The 21,752-nt window shown below is 69.9% G+C and carries 24 protein-coding genes; 13 read left to right on the top strand and 11 right to left on the bottom strand.

The genetic code is table 11. The features are described from left to right. Positions 1–205: 205 nt before the first annotated feature. Positions 206–511, top strand: coding sequence for a hypothetical protein (locus RLT58_RS18990; RefSeq protein WP_311311573.1), 306 nt, complete (start codon positions 206–208; stop codon positions 509–511). A gap of 268 nt (positions 512–779) precedes the next feature. After that, a complete protein-coding gene (locus RLT58_RS18985; RefSeq protein ID WP_311311572.1) occupies positions 780–2,147 on the top strand; it encodes a hypothetical protein in 1,368 nt (455 codons plus the stop codon). Between the two features lie 81 nt (positions 2,148–2,228). Here RLT58_RS18985 and RLT58_RS18980 read toward each other — a convergent pair whose 3' ends face one another. Both RLT58_RS18980 and RLT58_RS18975 read right to left on the bottom strand, forming a co-directional pair. After that, positions 2,229–2,894: a hypothetical protein gene (locus RLT58_RS18980; protein ID WP_311311571.1), complete on the bottom strand. Its 666-nt coding sequence runs from the start codon at positions 2,892–2,894 to the stop codon at positions 2,229–2,231. Further along, positions 2,891–3,517, bottom strand: coding sequence for a hypothetical protein (locus RLT58_RS18975; protein ID WP_311314562.1), 627 nt, complete (start codon positions 3,515–3,517; stop codon positions 2,891–2,893). Before RLT58_RS18975 ends, RLT58_RS18980 begins: the two co-directional genes overlap by 4 nt. A gap of 241 nt (positions 3,518–3,758) precedes the next feature. On the opposite strand from RLT58_RS18975, the gene RLT58_RS18970 reads away from it, so the two are divergent. After that, positions 3,759–4,007, top strand: a complete 249-nt coding sequence (locus tag RLT58_RS18970) for a type II toxin-antitoxin system CcdA family antitoxin (RefSeq protein WP_311311570.1) — start codon at positions 3,759–3,761, stop codon at positions 4,005–4,007. Beyond that, on the top strand, positions 4,004–4,405 hold the full coding sequence (locus tag RLT58_RS18965; protein WP_311311569.1) for a PIN domain-containing protein: 402 nt from the start codon (positions 4,004–4,006) through the stop codon (positions 4,403–4,405). Before RLT58_RS18970 ends, RLT58_RS18965 begins: the two co-directional genes overlap by 4 nt. 142 nt (positions 4,406–4,547) lie before the next feature. Here the strand turns inward: RLT58_RS18965 and RLT58_RS18960 are convergent, their stop codons facing one another. From RLT58_RS18960 to RLT58_RS36120, 3 genes are all read right to left on the bottom strand, one after another. After that, positions 4,548–5,351 carry a MerR family transcriptional regulator gene (locus tag RLT58_RS18960; protein ID WP_311311568.1) on the bottom strand — a complete coding sequence of 268 codons (804 nt, stop codon included), beginning with the start codon at positions 5,349–5,351 and terminating at the stop codon, positions 4,548–4,550. After that, entirely contained in the window at positions 5,344–5,880 is a 537-nt protein-coding gene (locus tag RLT58_RS18955; protein WP_311311567.1) for a VOC family protein, read from the bottom strand. The genes RLT58_RS18960 and RLT58_RS18955 overlap by 8 nt, the downstream gene beginning before the upstream one ends. Before the next feature lie 303 nt (positions 5,881–6,183). Continuing rightward, positions 6,184–6,324, bottom strand: a complete 141-nt coding sequence (locus tag RLT58_RS36120) for a hypothetical protein (RefSeq protein WP_399131650.1) — start codon at positions 6,322–6,324, stop codon at positions 6,184–6,186. A gap of 68 nt (positions 6,325–6,392) precedes the next feature. Between RLT58_RS36120 and RLT58_RS36115 the strand changes: the two genes are divergently transcribed. Next, the gene (locus tag RLT58_RS36115) at positions 6,393–6,665 is read left to right on the top strand and encodes a hypothetical protein (RefSeq protein WP_399131649.1); all 273 of its coding nucleotides are present in this window, start codon (positions 6,393–6,395) and stop codon (positions 6,663–6,665) included. Here the strand turns inward: RLT58_RS36115 and RLT58_RS18945 are convergent. Beyond that, positions 6,563–7,069: a MarR family winged helix-turn-helix transcriptional regulator gene (locus tag RLT58_RS18945; protein WP_311311566.1), complete on the bottom strand. Its 507-nt coding sequence runs from the start codon at positions 7,067–7,069 to the stop codon at positions 6,563–6,565. The genes RLT58_RS36115 and RLT58_RS18945 overlap by 103 nt on opposite strands. A gap of 119 nt (positions 7,070–7,188) precedes the next feature. On the opposite strand from RLT58_RS18945, the gene RLT58_RS18940 reads away from it, so the two are divergent. After that, the gene (locus tag RLT58_RS18940; protein ID WP_311311565.1) at positions 7,189–7,689 is read left to right on the top strand and encodes a cupin domain-containing protein; all 501 of its coding nucleotides are present in this window, start codon (positions 7,189–7,191) and stop codon (positions 7,687–7,689) included. A gap of 230 nt (positions 7,690–7,919) precedes the next feature. On the opposite strand, the gene RLT58_RS18935 is transcribed toward RLT58_RS18940, so the two are convergent. Continuing rightward, positions 7,920–9,122 (bottom strand): IS110 family RNA-guided transposase, encoded by a 1,203-nt coding sequence (locus RLT58_RS18935; protein WP_311311564.1) that lies wholly within the window; start codon positions 9,120–9,122, stop codon positions 7,920–7,922. A gap of 212 nt (positions 9,123–9,334) precedes the next feature. On the opposite strand from RLT58_RS18935, the gene RLT58_RS18930 reads away from it, so the two are divergent. From RLT58_RS18930 to RLT58_RS18915, 4 genes are all read left to right on the top strand, one after another. Continuing rightward, positions 9,335–9,601, top strand: coding sequence for a DUF6243 family protein (locus tag RLT58_RS18930; protein WP_311311563.1), 267 nt, complete (start codon positions 9,335–9,337; stop codon positions 9,599–9,601). 237 nt (positions 9,602–9,838) lie between these two features. Next, the gene (locus tag RLT58_RS18925; protein ID WP_311311562.1) at positions 9,839–10,198 is read left to right on the top strand and encodes a hypothetical protein; all 360 of its coding nucleotides are present in this window, start codon (positions 9,839–9,841) and stop codon (positions 10,196–10,198) included. A 353-nt stretch (positions 10,199–10,551) separates the two neighbouring features. Next, a complete protein-coding gene (locus RLT58_RS18920; protein ID WP_311311561.1) occupies positions 10,552–11,715 on the top strand; it encodes a hypothetical protein in 1,164 nt (387 codons plus the stop codon). Next, complete coding sequence (locus RLT58_RS18915; protein WP_311311560.1) at positions 11,712–12,197, top strand: hypothetical protein; 486 nt, start codon at positions 11,712–11,714, stop codon at positions 12,195–12,197. Before RLT58_RS18920 ends, RLT58_RS18915 begins: the two co-directional genes overlap by 4 nt. Before the next feature lie 89 nt (positions 12,198–12,286). On the opposite strand, the gene RLT58_RS18910 is transcribed toward RLT58_RS18915, so the two are convergent. Further along, positions 12,287–14,404 (bottom strand): tetratricopeptide repeat protein, encoded by a 2,118-nt coding sequence (locus tag RLT58_RS18910; protein WP_311311559.1) that lies wholly within the window; start codon positions 14,402–14,404, stop codon positions 12,287–12,289. 179 nt (positions 14,405–14,583) lie between these two features. Here RLT58_RS18910 and RLT58_RS18905 point away from each other — a divergent pair, with 179 nt between their 5' ends. Together RLT58_RS18905 and RLT58_RS18900 are read left to right on the top strand one after the other, a co-directional pair. After that, on the top strand, positions 14,584–17,853 hold the full coding sequence (locus tag RLT58_RS18905; RefSeq protein WP_311311558.1) for an AfsR/SARP family transcriptional regulator: 3,270 nt from the start codon (positions 14,584–14,586) through the stop codon (positions 17,851–17,853). Between the two features lie 521 nt (positions 17,854–18,374). Further along, positions 18,375–19,127 (top strand): DUF1838 family protein, encoded by a 753-nt coding sequence (locus RLT58_RS18900; RefSeq protein WP_311311557.1) that lies wholly within the window; start codon positions 18,375–18,377, stop codon positions 19,125–19,127. A gap of 103 nt (positions 19,128–19,230) precedes the next feature. Here the strand turns inward: RLT58_RS18900 and RLT58_RS18895 are convergent, their stop codons facing one another. From RLT58_RS18895 to RLT58_RS18885, 3 genes are all read right to left on the bottom strand, one after another. Beyond that, positions 19,231–19,401, bottom strand: a complete 171-nt coding sequence (locus tag RLT58_RS18895; RefSeq protein ID WP_311311556.1) for a hypothetical protein — start codon at positions 19,399–19,401, stop codon at positions 19,231–19,233. 170 nt (positions 19,402–19,571) lie between these two features. After that, positions 19,572–19,829, bottom strand: coding sequence for a hypothetical protein (locus RLT58_RS18890; RefSeq protein ID WP_311311555.1), 258 nt, complete (start codon positions 19,827–19,829; stop codon positions 19,572–19,574). Beyond that, the gene (locus RLT58_RS18885) at positions 19,822–20,232 is read right to left on the bottom strand and encodes a hypothetical protein (RefSeq protein WP_311311554.1); all 411 of its coding nucleotides are present in this window, start codon (positions 20,230–20,232) and stop codon (positions 19,822–19,824) included. Before RLT58_RS18885 ends, RLT58_RS18890 begins: the two co-directional genes overlap by 8 nt. A gap of 125 nt (positions 20,233–20,357) precedes the next feature. On the opposite strand from RLT58_RS18885, the gene RLT58_RS18880 reads away from it, so the two are divergent. Then, on the top strand, positions 20,358–21,716 hold the full coding sequence (locus tag RLT58_RS18880) for an NsdA family TPR-like regulatory protein (RefSeq protein ID WP_311311553.1): 1,359 nt from the start codon (positions 20,358–20,360) through the stop codon (positions 21,714–21,716). Positions 21,717–21,752: the final 36 nt, after the last annotated feature.

Raw genomic sequence — 21,752 nt, 5'->3', positions numbered from 1 at the left:
TATGCGACTCAAGCGACTGCAAAGCGCAAACGCACTGGTCACCAGGACGCGAGGCGGCAATGAGACGCTGCAGTTCTGCTCGCAGAAGCTTCCTGGAAAAGAACCTGGATAACAGGGAGTTGCGCGGCTAATCCCCGTCCGCCGCATGGTCGGCGCGGCCCGTCGCAGTGGCGGGCCCTACCCGCCTCGCAGGAGTGATGCCGCCGTGTCCGCGCTCTTCGACAACTTCCTGATTCCGATGGCAGTCGGTCTGGCTGTCACCTTCCTCGGCGCCGTGATCGGCCGGCTGTGCCGGCGCCGCTGGACCGCCCTGGCGCCTGCCCGTGTACTGCGCCGCTTCAGCCTGCTCGGAACCACCGGCGCCGACGGCTTCTTTCTTCACCACGAGACCACTCGGGCTCCCGGCAGCGTCGTCACCCTTCGGTTCGGCGACTCGTCTCAACGCTTCGAGCTCACCGATGCCCCGCTCGGCGACGGCACGTACGCGGCCGAACCCCTCGACCATCTGTGATACGCCCAGAACACGGAGTGTGTGGCCGCGAGCGCCCTCGGAATTGCGATGGGTACAGGTCAAGCGTGAGCAGGAACGGCTCGCCAGGGAATGTGGTTGACGACGGCTGCCGTACGGTGTCAGCGGGGCCTGATCAGGCACTGCCTGAGAGTGAAAGACGCGAAGCGTTTCTCGCCATCACCCGTCATGCGTACTTGTGTGCGCCCCTGTACCCGTTCCTACCGTCGTCCGGTCCGCGCGAACGGTACGCATCGACGAAGGGTCGCCGGTGAAAGAGGACGGAATCGAAGACGGGTCGAAGGCCACCACTCAGATCCTGGATGAGCTGGCTGTCGACGCTCATGTCCAGGTCCGCTCATCTCGCGAACTGACCGCGGAGGTGCACGGGGCAACGGCGGAGGAGGACGAGAAGCGCAGCGCCAAGAAGCACCGCCCGCTGCGCAGGCGCAGCGACTTCCGAACCGTCAGGAAGGCTCCGCGATCGCTGACCATCACCCCGTGGCAGCTTCTGCACGCCATGGGACTTGGCGCGGCGGTGTCGCGGCAGGGGGCCGGGCGAGGGCTCGCGGAGCACTGGGGAAGTCTGCGATACAGCCAGGCCCTGGAGCAGAACCACGGGCAGTACCTGAAACTGTCGTCCGAGGGCCGCGACCTTCTGCGCTTCTACAAGGCCACGCAGTCGGGGGAGATCGGTGCCGGATTCGCCTCGCTGTTGGCCGAGGCGATCGTCAGGTCCCGTTATCCCGGCCATCTCGTCTCCATCATCCCGGCGGACATAGCGCTGAAGGCCGGCTGGCCCAAGCTGGGGACCGGCGACGGGCCTCGCCCAGAAGCGCTGCAGCGTCGGCCGCATTTCTTCGTCGAAGCCTGGCGACCCGGGCAGCCGTCCAAGGTCCTCCTGCTGGCCTCCAAGGGCACCCACAGCAGTGTGCACCAGGTGTACAAACAGCTCAGCAACGCCAGTGCGCACGTCGAGTCGGTGCACATCGGGCCCTACGGGTCCGTGCCCTACCTGCTCATCGGCACGGAGATCCCCTCGAAGGAGAGCCTCGTCCTGCACGCTCTGGAGGCGCCCGGCACGACTGCGCTGAACCCGGCGGCGGGGAAACCGGGAGCCGACCTGGACCTCGTCCTGAACCGGGGAAACCTGATGGCCGACGCCGTCAGGTACGAGGATGGTTCTGCTGAGACCCTCCCGGGGTTTCATGTGGTCCCCGAAGACTTCACCTGGTTCAACATCGTTCTGGCGCGCACCGCAGCAGCGATGCTGACCGCTTTCACCGGCGGGGGAAAGCCGACCGGGCAGTACCTCACGACGGACCAGGGACGACGCCACTTCCATCACGACAGTCTTGCCCGCACGGGCAAGATACGAGATGCCGCTCACCGCATCCACGGCATTGACTTCGTCGGCACCGATCACATTTACCGCCTCAACGGCGTCCGGGTCGAAGCGTTCTCCGGGCTTCACGCCGGCCTCTACGACCACCTTCGCAAGGGGCACGTCAACGAGTACCGCCGTCACACGTACGACCTGCGAGACGAGTGGCCGCAGCACAGCACGGCGAAGGACTGGAACGCGGTCTCGATCCGGGCTGACGGAACCGCAATGGCCATCCGCCTCAGTGATACGTAGACGGCCGGCTGCCTCCTCCGCCACCTCCAGTGGGCGCGGGGCCATCGGCGTCAGGGCGGAGCCGATGAACGGCCTTCACGATCATCCAACTGGCTGGCCCGCAGGCCAGTGTGGGTTCGGCGTGCCGTCATCGCTCATGTGCGCCCGCTGCCAGATCCCGTTCCAGTTGAACGGGGTCTCCGGCACGCACCGGTGCCGCTGCCCGCACGGACATGGCGTCGGCACCCACGCGCACCCACGGCACAGCTCCACCCAGCCGTGCCCGGTCGAGTTCGACATCAGCGGTCTCGCGTCCCCGCAGGCTGGGCAGCCGGGGAGATCGGCGCCGTCCAGAATCGCGTTCTGTCGCCGGACGTACTCGGCCAGCCGCAGCGACGGATGGCGAAACGGGTCTTCGTACCAGGCTCGGTTCGGGGCCTCCCACCAGCTCCGCAGCCACCACGGTCGCGGGTTCGGTACAGCCCGCCGTCCCGCCTGCTTCTCCGCCCGGCGTTGCGCGGCGTACTCCTCCACTCGCGCGAGCCACAACACCCGGGCCTCATGCAGTTCCTCCACCGCCCGCAGCAGCGCGTCCGGGTCCGCCTCGAGCCGTCGGGGGATCGCGGCGCTGAGCGTGAGGTGGTGGTACGTCGCCCTGAAGCCGTACAGCGCAAAGAGGGTGAGGCAGGTCCGCAGCGCGCTGTGCCGGCGGCGGAGGGGGAGGTGGGTGTCGTGCACGTGCGCCCGGTGGGTCAGGAAGCTGGTCATTGTGCGGGCACCGTGTCCAGTGCCCGTGCCAGGGCGGCAGTGACGGCGGCGGCGTGTACCGGCAGGTGTTGTTCAGCCCACATTCCGGCAAGGCCGACGAAGTCCTGAACATCCTGCTGCGCGCCCGCGACGAGCCTGCGTACCTGGTCTACCGACAGCTCGATCACCGGGCTGCCGCCCGTCCCGTAGGCGTCGAATGTCAGCCGGACCATGTCGCCAACGCGTTCGGCCACCGACGACGGATCGTGGCCGAAGTAGGAGCAGCCGCTGCCGTCGAGCACCTCCAGCCAGTCCCGCCAGGTCTCCAGGCCGTTGCAGCAGCCCGGCTCGACGAAGACAGTTCCGGTAGTGGTGTCGGTCACCCGGAACCCTCCTGCGGCGAACAGATCAGGCATGGTGAGCAGCCCGTGCAGAAATGTGCCGAGCGGGTCGGTCGGGCACGGCCCGTGCTCCTCCTCCGGCTCGAAGCCGTTGCGGTCGGCGATCTGCATGCCCGCCGTGCCGACTTCCGCCGGAGTCAGCTCCTCGTTCAGCACGAGGTAGCCGTACGATTCCTGCTCGCCGACCGGCCAGAGCGCGAAGTCGTCGGCGGCGGAGATCTCCAGAACGGGTTGCATCACCATCACATGGGGATGGTGCCGAAGCCACTGCTACACCGCCACGGGCTTTCAGGTGCTGCGTCGGGCTCGATGCGTGCCTGTGCTCTGCGGCCGAGCAGGCCGTCGACACAAGATCCAAACGGCCGATGATTCCCACCACTGCGCCCAGCCGGCACCACAGGCCCCTCGGATCATGGAATCTAGACCGTTCGGGTCGGGCACAGAAACCCAGGCCATCCTGCGCATACTCCAGTATGCTTCCTGTATGTCCTCAACGACCCGCATCACCGTCACGCTGCCCAGCGACCAGGTGGCGGAGCTTCGCAAGCTCACGGACAACGTCTCCGGCTACGTGGCGGAAGCCGTGGCCCGCCAGATCCGGCACCAGCTATTGGGGGACGACCTCCGTCGGCACGAGGAGGAGAACGGCCCCTTCAGCGATGAGGAGCTCGCCGAGGCCCGCGCGAAGATCTTCGGCGCTGCCGGCCCGGCAAAGGACGCGGACGCCGCGTGAGCGAGCGCATCGAGACCGTCGTCCTGGACTCGGAAGGGCTCTCCGCATGGATCGCGCAGGATCGTAAGTTCCTCGCGATGCTTCAGGTCTTCCACGACATGGGAGCCGATCTGGTGATCGGGGCGAACACCATTGTGGAAGTCACCCACTCCCGCACCAACATGCCTCGCCTGAACTGGGCGCTCTCCCGTGTCAAAGTGGAGCCGGTCACCGAGCACGCGGCGAAAGCGGCAGCGGAGCTGCTCAAAGGCGCCGGACTGCACGGGCACAAGTACGCCATCGACGCCACGGTTGCCGAAGTCGCCCTACGCCAGCCGAAACCGGTCGCCCTCCTGACGTCCGACAGCGACGACATGACCAAGCTCTGCGGCAACCAGGTCCGCGTTGTTCCTCTCTGACCACCCGGCCGCCCGGAACATGCGCCCTCTCGGCGGGTTCGTGTTCGCGACCGATTGCGGTGACCGGTGGGCCTGGTGACGCCCCCGTACGAATGTCATGCGGATGCTCCCGCCACTGGCGGCCGGCTTCCGGGCCCGCCCCTTACTCCCAGGTCGCCGTGTCGGGGTCGACGCCGTGGGCGCGTGCGTTGGCGTCGATGATGTGACGGAGCCATGGGGCGAGGCCTGCGCGGATGGTGTCGTAGTGGGCGGCGAAGCCCGGGTCGGCTTCGAGCTTGCGGCCGAGGCAGACCTGCATCTGTCTGGTGAGGGGGAAGTACGGAGCGAAGACCTCGCGGTGGCGCTCGGCGAGCCGGTTCGCTTCGGGGCTGCCAGGGGTGACGCCGGCGTCCAGCGCATCCGCGAGGGTGCGGTCGAAGTCGTTGACGGCGTCGGCGATGTCCTGCCATGCCTCCGGGCTGCGAGAGGCCGAGCGTTCGGCGTACTGCAGCCATTGCTTCGTGGCTCCGTAGCGCTGACGGGCTTGGGCCGGCCAGTCCGGGTTCCACTGGGGGCCGAAGACCGTGGCCTGCTGCTCGATGGTCAGCAGCAGGCCGCGCTCGTGGGCGTCGATCATGCGGTCCAGTCCGGCGGTGAGCTGCTGGAGGCGGTCGATCCGTTCGGCAACCTGGGTGCGCTGTGCGCGCAAGGCGCCGGGCACGTCTGCGGTCGAGTCGTCCAGGAGGGCCCGAATCCTGTCCAGGCCGAGGCCGAGCTCGCAGTAGACGACGATGCGGTGCAGGCGTTCCAGATCGCCCGTGGTGTAGAGCCGATAGCCGGCAGCCGTGCGCAGCGACGGGCGCGCGAGGCCTTTCTCGTCCCAGTGGTGCAGCGCGCGGACTGTCACGTCCAGACGCGCCGAGACCTGCCCGACGGTCAGGCCGTCGGCGTCGATGGCATCAGGCATGCCCTCCATTGTCGCGGCCACCGTCGCCGGGTGGAGTGATCCCGATGGCTGCAAGGTTCCGCGCCTCCTGACTCGCCGGATCAAAGGGCTTCGCCGCGGTGAAGACGACCCGTGCGTTCTCGGGCGTGATCACCTCCACGTCGCGGGTGTTCCAAGGAGTGTCGTGCGGACCGTCGACCGAGTTCGGGCGCATCGCACGGCATGCCTCGGCAACGGGGGCGATCTGGCTGAGCACGCCCGAGAAGCTGAAGCTCATCGCCGGTGGCTGCTCCGGAACGCTCGCCGCCAAGACGAGGAGTACGTCCTGGAACGCCCACCGGCGCAGATGCACCAGCGTGCCGGGGACACTGAACAGCTCGAAGAAGCCGAGGCCTCGAATCCAGAAGTCCACCGACGCCGCCAGATCGCTCGTGGGGATCGTCACGAACGCGGGCATGCCATAGATGCCGCGGAACGGCTCCGGCGGAACCGCGTCCGGGCCGGGAGCAGGCACGGGACTCGTCTCGAACGCGTTGTAGTAGTCGCTCATGCACCCGACCCTCCGGCCTCACGCGGCGTGAGGGTCAAGTCCGGTCTCCGGGTCCCGCCCTGCCACCGTGCGACCAGCGATTGTCTGCGCGTCACATGCTGCGTAGTCGTCGTCCGGTTGCGCTGCGCGCAGCGTGATTCTCGTGATCTGCTTCCCGCTGGTGGCCGCAGGTGGTGATTTCGAGCGTCGCCAATGGGTGTCCGCCCGGCGCCATGGGCCTGCAGATGGTGCGTTACGGCGCCGACCCTGACCTCGCGCCGGAGACGTTCGTGTTCGCGGGGGCGTGCGGCTCATGCACCTCGCTCAGCTGCTCGCCACGATCACCTGCGCCGCCGCGAGCGGGTTCATGGCCGTCGCGGACCACGCCCGCGCATCGCTCGTGCTCGCCGACTCGGCCGAGGTGCGGGTCCCGCCGGCGACGCTGCCGTACCTCGCGACCCTCAAGCCGGCGGGCGCCCGCCGGTCTCGTCGTCGGGCTCCTCGGAGTTCCTCTGCTCGGACTGGCGGCAGGGGTGGGGCCGGCCGGCTTCTTCGCCGGAGCGGTCGTCGCCCACGTCCGTGTTCGCGTGCTCCACGACATCGCGTTTCCGGGCGTCTTCCTGCTGCTCGCTGTGGCCGCCACCGGCCTCTTCGCCGGCAGGATGTGGCCGACTCGGGGCGGGGACCGCCCGTCGGACGGTCCTCACCTGGGGGCCGTGTCCCCCAGGGTCTCCAGCACCTGGCGGAGTCCCTGGGCGGTCTTCTCGACCACGTCGCGGTCCACGTCGGCGAGCAGCTGTGCGTAGTTCGCCAGATGGTCGGCGAACGCGGCCCGGGTGACCTCGTGTCCGTGCTCGGTGAGGCGGATCTTGACCGTGCGCCGGTCGTCGCCTTCGCGTACCCGCTCGACCAGGCCCTTGGCCTCCATCCTGTCGATGCGGTTGGTGATCGCGCCGGAGGTCACCATGGACGCCTTGAGGAAGGCGCCGGCGGTGAGGGCGTAGGGCGGCCCGGAGCGCTGAAGCGTGGTGAGTACGTCGAACTCGCCGTGCTCCACCCCGTGCGCCGCGGCCGAGGCCCTGGCCGACTTGTCGACCACGCGCGCCAGCCGCTGGATCCGCGCGAAGAGCTCGACCGGCCAGAGGTCCTCCACCACGTCGGGGCGCTCCTTGGCCCACTGGCCGATGATCGCGTCCACGGTGTCGCCCATTGCCGCACTCCTCTCAACGGAGACCTTCTCAACGTTAAGAGACTTGACGCTGAAGAGGCCTGACTGCTTTTATCTCAACGTTAAGACTATCAAGGCTGAACTACATGGAGGCGACCACCATGTCCACGTCCAAGACCCCGCAGCCGGCGCTCCTGACCCGCCACGCGGACGCCGAGACCTGCGCCGATCCGAGCAGCGTGATGACGCTTCTGGCCGACTCGGACGGCACAGCAGGTGGCGTCACGAGCTACCGGTCCGCCTTCGCCAAGGACGCGCCAGGGGCACCGGCCCACTTCCACACCCGGGCGACGGAACTGTTCTTCGTGATCAGCGGGGCCCTCCAGGTCCTGGTGGGCGAGGAGGTCACCGTCCTCGAGGAGGGCGACTTCCTCGCGGTGCCTCCCCACACCCCGCACGCCTTCGCGGCCGCCCCGGGCTGCGAAGCGGATGTCCTCTTCGTCTTCACGCCCGGCATGGGCAGGTTCGACTACCTGCGCCTGCTCGGCCGGGTGATGCGCGGCGAGGCGGACCCGAAGGAGATCGCCGAGTCCTCGGAGCGCTTCGACAACCACTACGTCGACAGCCCCGTCTGGCGCGCGACACTGGAGCGTTCCGCGTGATCGACGCCGCGGCCGACGGCCCACGACCCCGGTCCGGCGGGCGGGACAAGGGCCTGGCGTGCGGGGCCGGCCGAACCGGGTAACGTCCTTGTGGTGTTCTTCCTGACGCCGATTTACGAGTGAGAGCGTGCCGGGCCCCGCTGACGTCCCCGACGCCGCCGCGCCCGTCCCCACCGGCGCATCCGTAGATCACTCCGCCTCATTCCATTCCGGGAGTCTCAATGACGAAGTCAAGCCGCCTGCGTGACCGGCGGGGCGGAGGTGAAGACTCGCCCGTCACGCAGCAGGGCCCACAGCACGCTCGCTCGTCGGCGGGCGAGAGCGATGACGGCCTGGACGTGCTTGCAGCCCTCGCCGCGCTTCTTGAGGTAGAAGTCCCGGTTCGGTCCCTCACGGATGATGCTGGTCTGCGCGGAGAGGTAGAACACCCGTCGCAGGCGTCGGCTGTAGCGCTTGGGCCGGTGAAGGTTGCCAGTGCGGCGTCCGGAGTCGCGGGGCACGGGCACCAGCCCCGCCGCCGAGGCCAGATGGCCGGCGTCGGCATAGGCTGCGAGGTCACCGGCGGCGACGACGAACTCGGCCCCGAGTATCGGGCCCATGCCGGGCATCGACTCGATGATCCCGGCTTGCGGATGGCTGCGGAAGGTGTCGCGGATCTGCCGGTCGATGTTCTTGAGCCGGTCGTCCAGGGCCAGGATCTGAGCGGCGAGATCGGCCACAATCTGGGCTGCGGCGTCCTCCCCGGGCAGCGCGGTCTGCTGGGCCTGGGCCGCCTCCAGAGCGGTGGCCGCGACCGCGTCGGCTCCACGAACACTGCGGTTGGCGAGCCAGGCCGTCAGCCGTGCCCGCCCACGTCGGCGGATCGCGGCCGGGGTCTGATATCCGGTCAGCAGCACCAGGGCACCCTTGTGGGCCGAGTAGTCGAAGGCCCGCTCCAGCGCGGGGAAGACGCCGGTCAGCACGTCGCGCAGGCGGTTGATCATCCGTACCCGGTCGGCAACCAGGTCCGAGCGGTGGGCAGTCAGCAGCGCGAGGTCGCCGGCAATCTGGGCGGGCACGTCGATCGTGGCGAAATCCCGGCGATGACGGGCGGTCTCGGCGATGACGTAGGCATCGCGGGCGTCCGTCTTCGCCTCGCCCCGGTAGGCGCCGGACATGCGGTTGACGGTGCGGCCGGGCACGTAGACGGCCCGCTGGCCCTGCGCCGCGAGCAGGGCCAGCAGCAGCGCGGAGGACGTGCCGGAGATATCCACCGCCCAGCGGACCTCATCCGCCAGGCCGAGGATCTCACCGAGCGCGGTCAGGATCGCCGACTCGTCGTTGTCGACCTTCTTCGACCACAGCGTCGCGCCGGTCTCGTCGACCACGGCCGCCCAGTGGTGGCCCTTGCCGGCATCGATACCGGCCCAGACCTGGGTCTTCCGCTCGCTCACGTGCCCCTCCTCGCATCCCACCACATGCCGTCGGCCCGAGGAACACCCCGCTGTCATCTCCGTAATCAGCGACCGCACACAGCGCGCACATCTCAATCAGCAGCCAGGGCGCCCCGGAGAGCCGGACGGCCACTCCAGGGAAGCCACTGACGGCAAGAACCCATAAGCCACATCCGGCCCTCCCGGGCCACCCAACAACTTACGGAGAACCCATGACCGACAGCAAGAACATCAACAACCCCGTGGGCATGGGCGGCGGCCAGCGCAAGAGGCTGTCCCGCGCCGAGCGCCAGAACAACGGCCCGCACCGCAACCTCGACCGCCGGAACGCCGCCGACCGCAAGGCCGAACTGGTACGCAAGATGCGCGAGAAGGCCGCCGCGGCGGCCGAGAACTCCGGACAGGCCGAGGACTCCGGACAGACGGATGCCGGACAGACTGACTCCGGACAGACGGATGCCGGCACCGCCCGGAACTGACACACCGCTGCGGCGGAGTGCCGGACACGGCCCACCCCGGCCTCGAGCCACACCCATACGCGTACCCCTTACCCACCGGAACCCCTGCGCCGCTCTACGTCACGGACCTAGGCTGTGGCGGGACACCGACTCGGGGAGTTCGGCATGGACGCGATCACAGCAGCGGCCCTCACAGCTCTCGCCGGCAGTGTCGGCAGTGATGCCGGCCGGCAGGCGTGGCAAGGTCTCACCGCGTTGGTGAGACGTCCGTTCCGGCGCGGTTCGGCGGAGGACGCGCGGCCCGAGGGGGAGCCCGTCATCAGCTCGGGCAAGCTGGAGGTCGCGGAGCTGGAGAACAACCCGGCCGACCCGCTGCGCGCCCAGGCGCTGGCGACAGCTCTCGGTGTACGGGCCGCCCTGGACGGGGAGTTCCGCGCACTGCTCGATGAGTGGTGGCAGGACGTGCGGAGCAGTGGGAGCAGCGAGGTGCACAACAGCATCAGCGGCGGCACCCAGAACAGCCCCGTGCTCCAGGGCCGGGACTTCTTCAGCCCTACCTTCAACTCGTCCTCGGAGAAGACCGCCGCGGACGGGCAGGGCGACACTCCGCCGGCATGACTCGGCGGCTGCCCGGCAGAACTCGGCAAGGTTCTCGCAAGGCTCCGTCGAGCCTTCCGTCCCCCCTGCCGGGCATCCCGGTGACACAAGCAGTTCGTGGCACTCGGAGAAGTCAACAGGGGGACGCCATGTCGGCGTTGAGTACGACCGAAACGAGTACAACCGGAACGGGTACAACCGGAACGGGTACGGCTGGAACGGGTACAGCCGGAACGCGTACGGCCGGAACGGGTACAGCCGGAACGCGTACGGCCGGAACGGGTACAGCCGGAACGGGTACGAACCCGGCGAGCAGGTTCGACACGCGCGCCGGAGAAGGAGACGTTGCCGAGTCACGGCAGTGGCTGACTCTGGTGGGCCGCAAGAAGGTGCTGGCGGTGATCCACACCGTGACGTACGGGAAGCGGCTGCTCGACGTCCTTTCCCTGCTGGAGGCCGACTTCCGGCTCCAGGTCGTCTTCACGGCGCCGCCGCACGCCTTCGGCGACGACGTGCCCGCCTTCCTCGCGCGGCTGGGAAGCGTGGTGCTGCCGTGGGAGCAGGCGACCCGCATGACCTTCGACCTAGCCCTCGCCGCCGGGCCGCGCGGCGTGGAGTACATAGACGCGCCGCTGATCACGTTGCCGCACGGGGCCAACTACCTGAAGCGGGTGGTCGAAGGAGCGGACGCGGGCGTGGCGGGGCTGCGCAGGCAGGATCTTGTGCCCGGTGGGAGGCTGCCGGCCGCCGTGGGCGTGCCGCACCACGCCGACCTGCGCGAGCTGGCGGACAACTGCCCGGAGGCGCTCCCGCTGGCCCACGTCATCGGCGATCCCGTGCACGACCGGATCACCGCCAGTCTGCCGCTGCGTGCCGCGTACCGCCGCGCGCTCGGGCTCACCGACGACCAGAAGCTCGTCGTCTCGGTCTCGACGTGGGGAGCCCAGTCCTCCTTCGGCCGGTTCGACGCGCTGCTGCCCCGGCTGATGGGCGAGCTGACGACGGACCGCTACCGTACGGCGCTGCTCGTCCACCCCAATGTGTGGGCCGGGCACGGCGCCTACCAGGTGAGGTCGTGGCTGGCCCGGTGCGAGCAGCGGGGCATCGGGATCGTGCCGCCGGAGGCGGACTGGCGCAGCACCCTGATCGCGGCGGACTGGATCATCGGTGACCACGGCTCGGTGACCCTCTACGGGACGCTCACCGGGGCGCCGATTGTGCTGGCCACCTCGCCGGAGCGGGAGATCAACCCCTCGTCGCCGGCCGCGACACTCGCCGCCCACGCGCCGACGCTGTCCCCCACCCACCCGCTGGTGGACCAACTCCATTACGTGGCAGGGGAGTACCGGCACGAGGAGTACGCGCCGATCCGGTCGCGCATCACATCGGAGCCCGGCCGGTTCAACCGGAACATGCGCCGGCTGATGTACGAGGTCCTGGGGATGGGCCAGCCCGCGCACGAACCGGTCACCGTCCCCCTGCCCGAGCCACCGCCCCCGGCCGCGTGGGCACCGGGGCGCGGGGAGGTGTCGGCGTGAAGCGCTTTGTCGTGGTGGAGGCGAGCCCCTTCCCGGACGTTCTGCACGCCCGTTGCGGCGACACGTCCCTGCGCGTGCTGCTGGGGCCGGTGGGGCGGGTGCACGGCTCGTCGGTCATCGACGAGCACCTCGTCGTGGACGTGGACACCTGCCGGGACGGCTCCCTGCTCGACTGCGCGGACGTGCTCCAGGGCAGCCGCGCCCACTCGGCCGCCGGCGCACTGCACCGGCTGGCCTCCCTCGTGGCGGCCCATCCGGCCTGCGGCATCGCTGCGGTGCCCCTGGCCGGCGCCGGAGGCTCGGGCGGCTGGGCCCTGGCCGACGGTTACGACCGGTCGGTGGTCCTCGTACCGCAGGACCACCGCCCGCCCCAGGCGGGCCCCGCCGAGCAGTCGTTGCTGCCGTCGTGTGTGCACGCCTGGCTGGTGGCGGGGCGCTCGCTGCGGGAATGGCCGTACGCCCGCGAGGCACCGGCCGGCTGAACCGCGCCGGGTCCCGTCAGCCGAAGGGCACCGGTCCCGTCACGGGGCGGGGCCGGGCCGTCGACCGCGGCTCGGCCCCGCTCGCCGGATCACCCGCTCCCGCCGAGCCGACGCGCGTCGGCGGGGCTCGTGGTCTCGAACAGGACGAGGGCCCGCGCGAGGAAGCCCTCCGCAGCCGTCTCGTCGCCCTGCTCCGCCGCGCTCTCCCCCAGCATCTCCAGGGTGCGCGCCTGCCAGAAGGCCGCACCGGAACCGGTGAAGACCTCCAGCGCTTCGTTCATCGTCGCCATGCCCTCGGCGTACGCCCCCGACCGGACGACGGCGCGCCCCAGGAAGGCGAGGGCCCGGGCGGCGTCGTGGGGGTCGTTCACCGCCACCATCGCGGCGTGCGCCCGGGTGAAGCAGTCCACCGCCTCGGCCGGGGCGTCCGCCGCGAGGGCGATCTCGCCGAGGGTGGTACGGGCGAGGGCCGCGCCCCGTGGATAGCCGCAGCCCTCCCACACGGCGATCGCGCGGTTCAGGTAGGTCACGGCATCGGCGGGCCGTCCGGCCTCGCGATGGCACGCGCCGAGGCCCAGCAGCGCCTGGCCCTCGTCCCGTAGGTCACCGGCTTCACGCGCGGCCCGCAGGGAGTCCTGGTACCAGGCGGTGGCCTCCTCGGTCTGGCCGGCGGCGCCCAGGCCGATGGCCCCGGAGTTGAGCATCTGGCGCTCGGCCTCCTTGTTCCCGGCCTGTCGGGCGGCCTTCAGCCCGATCTCGTGGGCCTCGATCCACTCGGTGTAGTGGCGCAGGCGCAGGAAGAGGGGCCAGAGGGCATCGACGAGCATCCAGCTCGTGTCGTACCACCCCTTGCCCGCCGCGAGCCGCACGGCATCCAGCAGTTGCGCCCGATGGGAGTCGAGCCAGCCGAGCGCCGCGACGTCGTCGGCGAAGGGCAGCGGAAGATCCGGCCGGTACGCATAGCTCCTGGGCAGCGTGAACTGAACCGGGGTCAACCGCTCCTGAGCCGCCGTCGCCGTGTACAGGCACCAGTCGCAGAAACGCCGCAGCGCCTCCTCACGGACGGCGCTCGGGTCGTCATCCATGGCGCGCTCCTGCGCGTGGATCCGTAAGAGGTCGTGGAAGCGACAGCTCTCCGGGCCGACGTCCTCCACGAGGTTGGCCTCCACCAGCTCGTCCAGCCGCCGCTCCGCCCATTCCAGCGACTCCCCGCAGGACGCCGCGGCGATCATCGCGTCGAACGTCCGCACAGGGAGCAGTCCGAGCGTCCTGTACAGGCGGGCGGTCCCGCTGCTCAGCACCGCGTACGACGCGTCCAGGGCCTTGCGCACCGAGGTCTCCCCCTCCACTTCGAGCGCGGCCAGCCGGCCGCCCCCCGTGTTCCGTGCCAGGGCGTCGGCCAACGCCCCGACCGACTGTCTCGGCCGTGTCGCGAGCCGCGCCGATGCCAGGCAGACCGCGAGCGGGAGGCCCGCGCAGAGCGCCACCAGGCGGTGGACCGACGAGAGTTCCCCCGCGACGCGTTCCGCGCCGATGCCACGGGTGAGCAGTTCGACACCGGCAGCCGTACCGAGTGCGTCGAGCTGGTGGAAACCCGCTCCCTGCATACGCAGGCCGGTCAGCCTGCGGCGGCTGGTGACGACGACGAGGCCACCCGCGCCGCCGAGCAGCAACGGCCGGACCTGGGCGGCCGTGAACGAGTTGTCGAGCATGATCGCGATCCGGCGGTCGGCGGTGAGGGACCGCCACAGAGAGGCCCGTTCGGCCGCGTCCGTGGGCGGTGGTCCGGCCCCCAGTGCCCGGAGGAACTGGCCGAGGACCTCGGCAGGCCGCACGGGCTCGTCCGCCGAGTGCCCGCGCAGGTCCGCGTACAGCTGCCCGTCGGGGAACTCGGTGCTCAGCGCACGCAGCCATTTGGACACCAGGGTCGTCTTGCCGATTCCGGCCGGCCCGCTGACGACGATCAGCGGAAGTCCCGTGGCGCGTAGATCGTTCAGCGCCGCCAGATCACTTTCCCGGTTGGTGAAGTGCGCCGGAACAGGCAGGAGTTGGCACGGGGGCGCAGGGCGGTCGGGCGCCGGCGCCGCGCGGTGGAAATGGATGCCGCCGTGCACCTCACGGGCCTGGATGGCGGGACCGTTGAGAGTCGCCTCGCCGCTGATCTCATTCCTATGAGGCCCTTGCGAAGCCGTGCTCGAATCACTCATCCATCCGCCCCCGGAGATCGATTGCCAATTGCCCGAACTCTTTCGCTTTCTACCCAGGTGCGACTTGGAATGACCGTCAGGAATGAGACGGATCGCGCCAGGTACGCCGGTGGTGTATGGCGGAATTCCCCGCGCGGTGTCATGCTCGTGCACTATCCGACGGACCAGCGGGGGCGCTGGTGGAATTCCAGATTCTCGGACCGGTGGGGCTGCGGCTGAACGGGCACTGGCTGACGCTCGGATCGGACAAGGAACGGGTGTTGCTGGCCGCGCTCGCTCTTGACGCCGGCCGCCCTGTCGCGATCAGCGAGCTGATCGAACGGCTCTGGGACGGCGACCCGCCCGCACGGGCCCGCGAGAACGCCCACACCTATGTCTCGCGCATCCGCCGACGGCTGCGGGCGGCCGGGGTGACGCCGGACGCGCCCACCATCGTGGGGCGGGCGCACACCTACACCCTGCGCACCCGGCGGGACTCCGTGGACCGCCAGCGCTTCCAGCACCTGGTCGACGCGGCGTTCGCCAGTGGCAGCGACGCCCGGGCGGCGGAACTGCTGTCCCAGGCCGAGGAGCTGTGGCAGGGCGAGGCGCTGGCGGGTCTGCCGGGGCTGTGGGCGGCGACGGTACGGCGGACACTCGCGGAGGCGCGACTGAGCGTCGGCACCTCACGCATCGCGGCCGGACTGCGACTGGGCCGCTTCGCCGAGCAGGTCGGCGAGCTGTCCGCGCTGGTCGAGCGGTATCCCGGTGACGAGACCCTGCTCGGGCAGCTGATGCTCGCGTACTACGGCAGTGGACGGTACGCGGATGCGCTCCGGGTCCATCAGCGCGCCCGGCAGTCGCTCATGGCGGAGTACGGAGCCCTGCCCGGCGTCGAGCTGAACCTGATCCACCAGGGCGTGCTGGCCCGCGTACCGGCGCGCGAACTGGCGCACGGGGGTGGTGCGGAACGAGCAGCCGCGCCCCTGGTGGCCGGTGCCGCCGCGCCCCCCGTACCGCCGTCCGAGCCCCCCGAGCCGCGCCGGCCCCCGGCCGAGGTCCCGCCGCGGAATCTTCCCCAGCAGCCGTCGCTCGTCGGGCGCCGCTCGGAGTTACAGGCCCTGACCTCGATGATCGCCGAGAAGGGCGCGCACGGCGCATCGGTCTTCACGGTGGAAGCGGTCAGCGGAATGGCGGGGGTCGGCAAGACGGCCCTGGTCATCGCCACCGCCCACCTTCTGTCCGAGAGGTACCCGGACGGCCAGCTCTACATTGATCTGCGCGGCCATTCGCCCACCCAGGAACCGCTCAGCGCGAGGGCGGCGCTCGCGACGCTGCTGAGGCTGCTCGGTGCGCCGGCCTTCTCCATTCCGGCGGAGCTGGAGGCGCGTACGGCCCTGTGGCGGACCATGCTGGCCGAGCGGCGCGTGGTCATCGTCCTGGACGACGCGACCGGCCCCGAACAGGTCGGCCCGCTGCTGCCGAGCGGATCACCGTCCCTGACGATCATCGCCAGCCGCCGGCATCTGACCGGTATCCCGCAGGCGCTGTCGGTCCCCCTCGACGCCATGCCGGAGGAGGACGCCGTCTCGCTCTTCCGCGGCTTCGCGGGGGAGGAGCGCACGCGCGACATCGCGGAGACCGCCCGGATCGTCGGTCTGTGCGGCTATCTGCCTCTTGCGATCGAATTGGTGGCGCATCGGTTCCGGGCACGTCCGTCCTGGACACTGACCGTCCTCGCCGACCGTCTCGCCCGAAGTCCCCGACGGCTGACGGAAATTCGCAGCGCCGATCAGGAACAGGAGATGGCGCGGGCGTTCGCGCTCTCCTATCGGACACTGAGCGCGCAGCAACGGACCGCCTTCCGGCGCCTCGGCCTGCACCCCGGGCCCGAATTCACCGCCGACGCGGCGGCTGCCCTGCTGGGGCTGCCGCAGGACACGACGGAGCGATTACTCGAAGGGCTGCTGGCGTGCCACCTGCTCAGCGAGCCCGTACCGGACCGCTACCGCTACCACGATCTGCTGCGCGAATACGCCTATGGCCTGTCCACGTCGGAGGACGACGAGCGGGAACACCGCCAGGCCATGGCCCGCCTCACGGACTTCTACGTCACGACGGCCGACCTCGCGGACCGGGCGGCCTACCCCCGGCGCGTACGGCTGGAGGCGCCGGCTCCGCTCCTCGCGTCGCCCGCACCGCCCTTCCCGGATCCCGCCGCCGCGCGGTCGTGGCTGGCGGCTGAACGCGGCAACCTGCTGGCCGTCGAGGACCACGCGCGCTGCAACGGCTCACCGGGGCCGGCCGCCCAACTCGCCTGCTCTCTGGCCGGTTTCCTCCATTCCGAGTGCTACTGGCAGGACGCGAAGACGCTCCTGCTGCACGCCGTCGCGCACTGGGACCGAACGAACGACAACGCGTCGGCGCTCTGCCTGGCCCTGATCGACCTCTGCGCGGCGCACGCGAGCCTCGGGGACTACGCGGAGGCAGCGGCCGCGGGAGAGCGGTCTCTCGAACTCGCCCGTGCGCTGGGCGACGGACCGGCCGAGGCGGAGGCACTGCGCGTTCTCGGCACGCTGAACTGGCATCTCGGCGAAAACCGCAGGGCCCTCACCCTGCTCCAGAAAAGCTTCGCCATAAAGTCGCTTTCCGGTGATATCTGGGACAAGGCCCGCAGCCGCAACAACATCGCGGTGACCATGTTGTTCCTCGGCGAACGCGAGCGGGCTCTCACACATTTTCGCGGGGCCCTCGAAGGGTTTCGGGAGGCGGCCGACGGAACGGCGGCAGCCCAGACGCTGAACAATATGGGGGAATTACAGGTCCAGGCGGGCGAGTTTTCCTCGGCCCGTCATTCGTTCGAGGAATCTCTGGCATTCCTGGAAGTCGACGGAAGCCGCTACGACCGTGCGACTGTCCGGAGAAACCTGGCCGAAGCCCTCACGGAATCGGGCGAGCCGGCGACAGCGCTTGTCATGTTCAGGGAAGCGCTCGCGGAATTCCGGGCCCTCGGGGACCGCAAGAGCCAGGCCGAAACCCTGGTCGGAATCGGCGACGCGTACTGGCGGCTGGGAAGCGTCGAGGAGTCCGGCCGGCATCTCCTCGATGCCCTGAAGATCGCACAGGACATAGGGGCGGCCCACCACGAGGTCCAGGCCCTGCGCCGTCTCGGGCGCGCGGACTTCGCCGGCGGCCGCCTGACCGTCGCGACGGACCGGCTCCGCGCCGCTGCGGCCGTCGCCGCCCGCACGTATGACATCAAGGAGGAGACCGCCGCGCGCACCCTCCTGGCGGAGGTCCGGCTCGCGGCCGGAGATGCCGATGATGCGCGCATGACATTGCATCAGGCATTCGAATTAGTGAGACATCGAGACCAGGTTGATGCGCGTAGAATCGGCCGCCGTCTGGTAGAAATCGAACGTGCATATGGTCGCGGACCCGGCACTCATTCCGCGGCGCATGAAGAATAAGCAGGAATATTGAGTTGGCATATGCCAGGTATGCCGCTTATTGGATGGTCTGCTAATCTCCGCACCCCATGATCAACACGGAAGGGATCTCGCACGTGCGGAAAGTCCTGGCGGTCGCCACCCTCGTTTGCCTGACCGCCCTGGTGGTAGGAGCGACAACAGGTGTCGCAGCAGCGTCCCCGCAATCCGTCTCGCGGAACGGCTGCATCATGATATGAAGCCCCAACTGTCCGTTCGGGGGATGACGTAGCGGCCGGACGCTCCCACCGCATACGGACAGATCAGCGGCAGACCCGCCCTCCACGACCTCCGGTGGCTTCATGCCACCGCGCGCCATTCAGGGCGGTGAGCCGGCGGTCACCACATGCCCTCGACGCCATCGACCCAGTCGCTTCCGTCGAGGGCATCACCACGATTCCCCCACCGTGCCACGGCCCAAGAACCGTCATTTTCGGCCCCGTTCACCGCTCCCCGGAATGTTCTCTGCCCCACCACCGCCCCCGGCGCGCACAGTGGTCCGTATGACGACTACACCTCCCGCAGAGCTGCTCCGCTCCCTCGCGCGTACCCGTGCCTCGCTCGACGGGGATGAGGTGACGTACTGGTGGTCCGGGGACGTGTACTCCTGGGGTCCCGACGAGCCCTACCAGCGGGTGTTCGGGTTCGAAGGGGTCAACGTGGCGCGCCTGGTGCAGGACGGGGACGCCGGGGCCGACGCGTACCAACTCCTCACCCGGGAAGCCGCCTTCTATCTGGATCCCGCGAGCCGCGAGATCCTGGAGACCTGGCAGGGGCTGCCGGTGGTGCACGTCTGGAACGACCCGGCCAACCAGAAGTGGCGGCCCTTCCCTGTCCCCACGACCGAGCTGGGCGGGCAGGTCTGCTTCAGCCTGGAGATTCCGCTGGCCTATCCCTCGCCGCTTCCCGTGGCGGAGTATCCCGTGCACTCGGCCGGGGACACCTACAAGGCCCTGGAGCTCTTCCAGTTCTTCGCCGACCGGGCGGACCTGGCGGGGACCGCGCCCAGTGTGCCGGCCACCATGTCGTGGTCCCGGATGTCGCCGTGGCTTCCGTGGATGGCCCGGGGGCAGGCGCCCGGTGGGCTCACCTTCCACTGCCGGGGCCGCAAACTCGCCTCGTACGAGGAGGTTCCCGGGCGCACCCGTGCCTACATCGCCGACCACCACCCGGAGTTCGCCCACGCCCCGGAGAAGTGGAGCGAGCCGAACGAGACCAGCTGGACGTACTTCCGCAAGCTCAACCCGCCTGCGTAGGCGCGAGCTGCGGCCGCTCCCGCCTCGGCGGGGGAAGACGGCGCGAGGCGAGAGCGGTGACCGCTCGACGGGGATCGGCGGTCGAGTGTTCGCTGCAGTCCCGTCAGGTGTCGAGTCCGACGGGACGACCACAGGGTTCGTCGGCGGAAGGAGCGCGCACACGCTCCCGCGCCGGCTCCACCTGCGGTCGGTCCACGAGCAGTCCGCTGTCCATCGTGAACGCCTCCATGAAGGCGATCACCTGGTCGGCATCGCGCTCGTGCCGAGGGTCCATCGCGGTTCCTCCCTTCTGTGTCCGGTCGCGTACGGGGCGGCTCCCCGTATGCCTCGTCCATCCGCCCGGCCGGTCTCCGTCACAGGAACGGCCGGTTGGAGTGTGTGCCCGCCTCCGAGCCGTCCGGCATCCCGCGTACGGGGCCGGGCCCGGCCGGGGGCGGAAGTCGGTCAGGAGCCCCGGGAGCCGCCGAAGTACCAGAGGAGGAGACCCACCGGGGCCGTGACGACCAGGGGAACCAGGGCTTCCGCCCATTCCCTCCAGTCGTACAGCCGGCGCCTGCTCCTCACCCTCAGGTCGCCGTGCGGGCCGCGGCGCACGGCCGGCGCGCACGAGCCGTTCCCGTCGGCCGGGCCTGCCTCGCCGGTGAACCGGGGGTACGGCGCCTCGCTCGCGTACCGATAGCGCGTCCTGTCATGGCTACGCATCGCTCCCGCCCTCCGGGTGCCGCTCGGCGGGGAGGCTGTGGCGGCTGTGAAGGACGAGGAACCGTCGCGTCAGATCGCTGAGGTCACGCATGTACGTGTACGCGGTGAACTGCGGGGTCTCGGCCGTGGGGCGGGCGTTCAGCTCCAGCAGGCGGTGGGCCTGCCGGTACATCTGCCGGGTGGCCGGGTCGGGAGCGAGCTCCGGGTCTCCGGCCACGAGCTGGTTGAGCGCGCGGCACAACTGCCGGGTGGTCCGGTCGATCTCGCTGCGTTCGGGCATGGCGAGCGTGATGGCCAGGGCGTGCGTCACGAGGTCGTCGACGGCCTCCGTATCGATCGCCGATGCCTCGGAACCTGCGGAGCCGACGTCGTTCGATCGGTCTTGGTCTTTCACGGTGGTCATCACGCGCTCCTCTCGTGTCCGCTTTTGATCGCGGCGCAGGACGAGCTAACTGCGGGAGGGGCCCATCCGGGTACCGTAAGAGGCAGGCGTGACCGTGAAAGCCGTGAAACCTACGGGAGTTGGCAATGGCCAAGGCACCCCAGGACGACCGCAATACGGGCCTCGAAACCCTCCTCGCCCAGGCGCAATGGTCGCGTACGCAGCTTGCCAACGCCGTGAATCGGACCGGTGGTCAGATCGGCATGGCGCTGAAGTACGACCACTCCGCGGTTTCGCACTGGCTGAGCGGCACGCAGCCGAGGGAGCAGGTCAGGCGGGTCGTCGTCGAGGTGCTCGCCCGCAGGATCGGCCGGCCGGTCACCTTCGCCGAAGCGGGTCTGCGGCCGCCGAAGGGCGGAAAGGACGGAGCGGGCTCGGACAGCGGAGACACTGTCGAGTCCCTTCTGGACCTGGGCAGGGCTGACATGGATCCTTCACGACGCGGCGTGCTCGCCGCAGGTTTGTACTCGGCGACGCTCGCCGTTCCCCTCTTCGCGGGTGAGGCGCACGCGGAGGAGCGGGAACGGGCGACGCGGCCCACGGGCCGCATCGGGCCGGGCGAGGTCGCGACCGTACGGACCATGACCGAACGGATCGCGGACATCCTCGACGAACTGGGCGGCGGCCATTCCCGCCCGATGGCGGCGGCCTTCCTCGTCAACACCGTCGCGCCGTACCTGCGGGCCGAGGCGAGCGAGCCGGTCCGCAACGACATGCTCTCCGCCGCCTCCGACCTGACGTACCTGACCGGGTGGATGGCGATGTACGAGCGCGAGCACGGGCTGGGGCAGCAGTACTACCTGAAGGCCCTGAAGCTCGCCAAGGCCGCCGACGACCACGTCACCTACTGCCGCACGCTGCGCGGGATGAGCCTCCAGGCGTCGAATCTGCGCCATGGACAGACGGCGTTGAAGCTCGCGGACTCGGCCGCCGAGGCGGCGCCGAAGGCCGGGCCCCGGCTGGTGGCGTTCCTGCGGGGGCAGCAGGCGCACGCGGCGGCCATGGTCGGCGACCGCGGTCAGGCGTTCACCCGGCTGCGCGAGGCGGAAGAGGCGCTGTCCAGGGCGGATTCCCGGCGGGACGCCGTGGGCGGCTACGACCAGGCCGCCTATCAGTTCCATGTGGCCCATGTGCTGTACGAGACACGGGACCTGGCCGGTTCCATCGCCGCGCTGAAGACCTCGGTCCGGGTGCAGCCCAAGCAGGAACGGCAGGGCCGGCTCCACGCCAACGGCGTGATGGCCCAACGGCAGTACGAGCTGGGCCACATCGAGGAGGCGTGCGGCACCTGGAACACGTTTCTGGACGACTACGTGGGCCTGTCGACCGCCCGTGGCGACGAGCACTTCGAAACGATGCGCAAGCGGATCGCCCCCTACCGCAAGGTCCGTGCGGTGCGGGAACTGGACGAACGCGCCCGCCAGGTCGCGACGTTGAAGGCGTAGCCCGACGGCATCCGTACGGCACCCGTACGGATGCCG

Origin of the sequence: Streptomyces sp. ITFR-16, assembly GCF_031844705.1 — a bacterium.
Taxonomy (GTDB): domain Bacteria; phylum Actinomycetota; class Actinomycetes; order Streptomycetales; family Streptomycetaceae; genus Streptomyces.
Note: the sequence above shows the minus strand (reverse complement) of the source record. Positions and strands in the feature narration are given on the sequence as shown.

Excerpts from the sequence above, each read along its gene's own strand:
- RLT58_RS18975 (WP_311314562.1), bottom strand. The coding sequence starts at position 3,517 with ATGGTGATGCAACCCGTTCTGGAGATCTCCGCCGCCGACGACTTCGCG.
- RLT58_RS18970 (WP_311311570.1), top strand. The coding sequence starts at position 3,759 with ATGTCCTCAACGACCCGCATCACCGTCACGCTGCCCAGCGACCAGGTG.
- RLT58_RS18930 (WP_311311563.1), top strand. The coding sequence starts at position 9,335 with ATGACCGACAGCAAGAACATCAACAACCCCGTGGGCATGGGCGGCGGC.
- RLT58_RS18945 (WP_311311566.1), bottom strand. The coding sequence starts at position 7,069 with ATGGGCGACACCGTGGACGCGATCATCGGCCAGTGGGCCAAGGAGCGC.
- RLT58_RS18910 (WP_311311559.1), bottom strand. The coding sequence starts at position 14,404 with ATGAGTGATTCGAGCACGGCTTCGCAAGGGCCTCATAGGAATGAGATC.
- RLT58_RS18885 (WP_311311554.1), bottom strand. The coding sequence starts at position 20,232 with ATGACCACCGTGAAAGACCAAGACCGATCGAACGACGTCGGCTCCGCA.
- RLT58_RS18955 (WP_311311567.1), bottom strand. The coding sequence starts at position 5,880 with ATGAGCGACTACTACAACGCGTTCGAGACGAGTCCCGTGCCTGCTCCC.
- RLT58_RS18895 (WP_311311556.1), bottom strand. The coding sequence starts at position 19,401 with ATGGACCCTCGGCACGAGCGCGATGCCGACCAGGTGATCGCCTTCATG.
- RLT58_RS18940 (WP_311311565.1), top strand. The coding sequence starts at position 7,189 with ATGTCCACGTCCAAGACCCCGCAGCCGGCGCTCCTGACCCGCCACGCG.
- RLT58_RS18880 (WP_311311553.1), top strand. The coding sequence starts at position 20,358 with ATGGCCAAGGCACCCCAGGACGACCGCAATACGGGCCTCGAAACCCTC.
- RLT58_RS18960 (WP_311311568.1), bottom strand. The coding sequence starts at position 5,351 with ATGCCTGATGCCATCGACGCCGACGGCCTGACCGTCGGGCAGGTCTCG.
- RLT58_RS18900 (WP_311311557.1), top strand. The coding sequence starts at position 18,375 with ATGACGACTACACCTCCCGCAGAGCTGCTCCGCTCCCTCGCGCGTACC.
- RLT58_RS18980 (WP_311311571.1), bottom strand. The coding sequence starts at position 2,894 with ATGACCAGCTTCCTGACCCACCGGGCGCACGTGCACGACACCCACCTC.
- RLT58_RS18890 (WP_311311555.1), bottom strand. The coding sequence starts at position 19,829 with ATGCGTAGCCATGACAGGACGCGCTATCGGTACGCGAGCGAGGCGCCG.